Source organism: Streptomyces sp. SAS_281 (assembly GCF_052542855.1).
Genome location: NZ_JBMNDO010000236.1, coordinates 1 through 3,131, shown reverse-complemented (window position 1 = coordinate 3,131; position 3,131 = coordinate 1). Strand labels below are relative to the sequence as shown.

Sequence of the window (3,131 nt, the reverse complement as noted above, 5' to 3'; positions counted from 1 at the left end):
GATCTCGCGGTCGTACCCCTCCGGAACAGGACCGGGAGATCAGGCCTTCTTGGTCTCCCAGAAGATCTTGTCGATCTCCGCGATCAGGTCCAGCGCCTTCTGGCCGGTGGCCGGGTCGGTCGAGCCCTTGGCGGCCGAGAGGGCCTTCAGGGTGTCGTTGACCAGCTGGTGGAGCTGCGGGTACTTCTCGAAGTGCGGGGCCTTGAAGTAGTCGCTCCACAGGACCGAGACGTGGTGCTTGGCGAGCTCGGCGCGCTGCTCCTTGATGACCACGGCGCGGGCCCGGAAGTGCGGGTCCTCGTTGGCCTGGAACTTCTCCTGGACGGCCTTGACGGACTCCGCCTCGATGCGGGCCTGGGCCGGGTCGTACACGCCGCAGGGCAGGTCGCAGTGGGCGCTGACCTTCACCTTGGGGGCAAACAGGCGGGAAAGCATTGAGCTGTCCTTCCTCGTGATCGTCTTCTCAGGTGGGACATTACTCCGTGAGAAGCGTGTTTTTGCGAGTGCCCCCGGGGGCTTAGGCCAAAAGTCCGGGATGAGTGTGGGACCAGTGGCCGAATGTACGAAATCCTGTGAGGGACGGTGTACCGGACGAGCCGGGGAGGAGATGAGGGAGGTGCCGGAGGTGCCGGAGCTTGCCGACGAGCAGCCCGCACGGGGGCTCGCGGGGCGGGTGCCGTTCCAGGTGGTGGAGGTGACGGGGCCCTCGATGGTGCCCACGCTCCATCACGGGGACTGGCTGCTCGTGCAGTACGGGGCGGAGGTGCGCCCCGGTGACGTGGTGATCCTGCGCCACCCGTTCCAGCAGGACCTGCTGGTGGTGAAGCGGGCCGTGGAGCGGCGGGCCGGGGGCTGGTGGGTGCTCGGGGACAACAGTTACGCGGGCGGGGACAGCACGGACTACGGGACGGTGCCCGAGGAGCTGGTGCTGGCCCGGGTCCGGGCGCGGTACCGGCCGCTGACGAAGGATCAGCGCTCGGTGCGCGGGGTGGTGGCCTGGGCGGTCTCCGCGCTGCGGCCGGTCTCGGCGGCGCGCTCGGTCTCCAGGCGCTTGCGGGCCCGGTAGGCGGCTACGTTGGCACGGGTCGCGCAGCGGTCCGAGCAGTAGCGCCGGGAGCGGTTGGTCGAGGTGTCGAGGTACGCGTTGCGGCAGGGCGCGGCCTCGCACAGGCCGAGCCGGTCCACGCCGTGCGAGGTGAGGTGGAAGGCCAGGCCCATGGAGGCGATCGCGGCGTAGCCCGCGGTGGCGTTGGACGGGTGGTCCGCCAGGTGCATGTGCCAGTCCGGCCGGCCGTCCGCGTCGCGCTCCTCGTGCCCGGAGATCTGCGGGCTGACCGGGAACTCCATCAGCAGCGAGTTCAGCCGGTCCACCGCGAGCCGCTCGTCCCCGGCGTCGGCCGCCTCGAACACCGCGCGCAGCCGCGCCCGTACGGAACGGAACCGGGTCACGTCCGCGTCGGTCGCCCGCCGGGCCGCCTGGCCGCTGGGGCCGAACAGGTCCCGGACCGCCTCGACGGAGGTGAGGGCGTCCTTGTTCCGGGCCGGCTGCTCGGTGTTGACCAGGCGCACGGCGTAGTCCGCGTAATAGGCCAGTTCCACGAGGTGTCCTTACGGCGTCGGTCCAGGGGCGGTGTGAAGCAGGCGTAATGGGTCGCTCAGCGTACAGGCTATTACGGGGGAGGGCCGGGGTGCCGGGGAGGCCGTCCTTCGAATTCCCCCGCGTCTGCTGCAACCCGCCGTGCCGCCCGCCGCACTGGAAGGGTGAGACGGTCCGCACCAGCGGGCCGGAGGAGGGACAACCGGATGCGGAGCGATGATCACGCCGCGCTGCACGCCTTCGTCGAGGGCCGGCGTACCGCCCTGTTCCGCAGCGCGTTCCTGCTCTGCGGCGACCGGCACGAGGCCGAGGACCTGGTCCAGACGACCCTGGTCAAGGTGGTGCTGGGCGGACGGCGGCACGGGCGGCTCGACAACATCGAGGCGTACGCGCGCAAGACCCTGGTCAACACCTTCATCGCGGGCCGCCGCCGCTTCTGGCGCCGCGAGCAGGCGTACGGGGAACTGCCCGAGCGGGCCGCCGAGGCACCCGACACGGACACCGGCCTGGCGGTACGGGCGGCGCTCGCCCGGCTCACGCCCAGGCAGCGGGCGGTCCTGGTGCTGCGCTACTGGGAGGACCTGAGCGTCGAGGCCACGGCCGCGATGCTCGGGATGCGGGAGAACACGGTCAAGAGCCACACGGCTCGGGGGTTGGCGGCGCTGCGCGCCGAGATGGCGGAGGTAGGGGTATGAGCGACGACGTGCGTGAACTGCTGGGGCGGGCCGCCGAGGAGGCCGGGCAGCCGGTCATCAGCACGGAGGCCGTGTACGCGAAGGCGGGCCGGGTCCGGTGGCGGCGTCGGACCGCGGTGTCGGTGACGGCGGTGTGCGCGGTGGCGGCGGGGGCGTTCGTCGTGCCCCAGCTCTCCTCGGCGCCGACCTCCCCGCAGACCCAGTCCGTGGGGTCCCTGGCCGAGAAGCCCGGTCAGGCGCCGGGGCGGGACGTGCAGCTCCTCAGGCTGTTGCCGGATATGACCGGCACGATCGAAGAGGTGTCGTTCGCCGACATCATCAAGCATGCCTCGCCGCCGCCGCCCGAGCCCTCCACGACCGGGCCTGTCGACGGGCAGTACGAGATCCGCCGGGACGGCGGCGTCGGGTATCTGACCATCGACGTCATGGACGCCGAGACGGTACGCAAGAAGCTCGGCGGCGGAGCACCGGATGCGGACCTGTGCAAGCCGGAGAACGGGGAGCCGGCCCGTACCGACTGCGTCCGCGAGGAGCTGTCAGGCGGGCGGGTGCTCACCATCTGGAGCGACGACATGGAGTACGGGGACGGCACCCCGCAGTGGGGTCCGGAGCTGGTCGGCCGGCTCACCCTGGCGGACGGCTCACTGCTGGGCGTACGCGACAGCACCGGTTTCGAGGCCGAGGTGGTCAATGGGCCGCTTCTCAAGTCCCCGCCGCTCACCCGTGCCCAGCTGCGCGAGCTGATGCTGCGTCCGGAGCTGCTGCCGGCGGAGTGACCCGGGGCCCTGCGGAGGGGCCCCGGGAAGGCGGAAGGGCGGTACGGACCTCGTGGAGATCGG

Annotated in this window: 5 protein-coding genes; 3 read left to right on the top strand and 2 right to left on the bottom strand. The window is 71.4% G+C overall.

Features of this window, described 5'->3' with window-relative positions; all coding sequences use genetic code 11:
* Nucleotides 1–39 precede the first annotated feature (39 nt).
* A complete protein-coding gene (gene sodN, locus ACN6LM_RS37795; RefSeq protein WP_143622142.1) occupies nt 40–435 on the bottom strand; it encodes a superoxide dismutase, Ni in 396 nt (131 codons plus the stop codon).
* A 172-nt stretch (nt 436–607) separates the two neighbouring features.
* On the opposite strand from sodN, the gene sodX reads away from it, so the two are divergent.
* Nucleotides 608–1,066, top strand: a complete 459-nt coding sequence (sodX, locus tag ACN6LM_RS37790; RefSeq protein WP_164404433.1) for a nickel-type superoxide dismutase maturation protease — start codon at nt 608–610, stop codon at nt 1,064–1,066.
* Here sodX and ACN6LM_RS37785 read toward each other — a convergent pair.
* Nucleotides 970–1,599 carry a CGNR zinc finger domain-containing protein gene (locus tag ACN6LM_RS37785; protein ID WP_445069948.1) on the bottom strand — a complete coding sequence of 210 codons (630 nt, stop codon included), beginning with the start codon at nt 1,597–1,599 and terminating at the stop codon, nt 970–972. The two genes, sodX and ACN6LM_RS37785, sit on opposite strands and share 97 nt — an antisense overlap.
* A 204-nt stretch (nt 1,600–1,803) precedes the next feature.
* On the opposite strand from ACN6LM_RS37785, the gene ACN6LM_RS37780 reads away from it, so the two are divergent.
* Nucleotides 1,804–2,292 carry a SigE family RNA polymerase sigma factor gene (locus ACN6LM_RS37780; RefSeq protein ID WP_445069947.1) on the top strand — a complete coding sequence of 163 codons (489 nt, stop codon included), beginning with the start codon at nt 1,804–1,806 and terminating at the stop codon, nt 2,290–2,292.
* Complete coding sequence (locus ACN6LM_RS37775) at nt 2,289–3,068, top strand: hypothetical protein (protein ID WP_445069946.1); 780 nt, start codon at nt 2,289–2,291, stop codon at nt 3,066–3,068. Before ACN6LM_RS37780 ends, ACN6LM_RS37775 begins: the two co-directional genes overlap by 4 nt.
* The last annotated feature ends 63 nt before the right edge of the window (nt 3,069–3,131 follow it).

Excerpts from the sequence above, each read along its gene's own strand:
- ACN6LM_RS37780 (WP_445069947.1), top strand. The coding sequence starts at position 1,804 with ATGCGGAGCGATGATCACGCCGCGCTGCACGCCTTCGTCGAGGGCCGG.
- sodX (WP_164404433.1), top strand. The coding sequence starts at position 608 with ATGAGGGAGGTGCCGGAGGTGCCGGAGCTTGCCGACGAGCAGCCCGCA.
- ACN6LM_RS37775 (WP_445069946.1), top strand. The coding sequence starts at position 2,289 with ATGAGCGACGACGTGCGTGAACTGCTGGGGCGGGCCGCCGAGGAGGCC.
- sodN (WP_143622142.1), bottom strand. The coding sequence starts at position 435 with ATGCTTTCCCGCCTGTTTGCCCCCAAGGTGAAGGTCAGCGCCCACTGC.